The organism is Dellaglioa sp. CoH-56-MRSF-14 (genome assembly GCF_056782115.1).
The window spans coordinates 1-293 of the sequence record NZ_JBXAYB010000085.1; the positions used below are offsets into that span (position 1 = coordinate 1).

A 293-nucleotide genomic window follows, 5' to 3' on the forward strand; every position below is an offset into this window, starting at 1 on the left:
CAAGATCGCGGCAACCGGCCCGTCGATGTTAAGCCACTCACACGCCCAGAAAGTCATGAGTCCTGCGAAGCCTGCGGTGATCAGATCACGTGCGAGTGTCGCGACTCGGAACTGCTGCGAGTTGTTGAGATACTTAACGGCACCTCCGAACAGCGCGAGTCCGAAAACCCACGCATAGGTGCTGATGCTGTACCCGAAAGGGTCTTTGTCGCCTTGAAACATAATTGGCTCTCCGTAGTCTGGCACTCCTAGTAAACCTATGATAAAATTGGGGCGACTCATGAAATTTGGGT

The 293-nt window shown here is 53.2% G+C and carries 1 protein-coding gene; it reads right to left on the reverse strand.

From position 1 onward, the window contains the following. A partial coding sequence (locus AC1RPX_RS07925; RefSeq protein WP_481763352.1) for a phage holin family protein occupies positions 1 to 222 on the reverse strand: 222 nt, incomplete at its 3' end. Between the last annotated feature and the right edge of the window lie 71 nt (positions 223 to 293).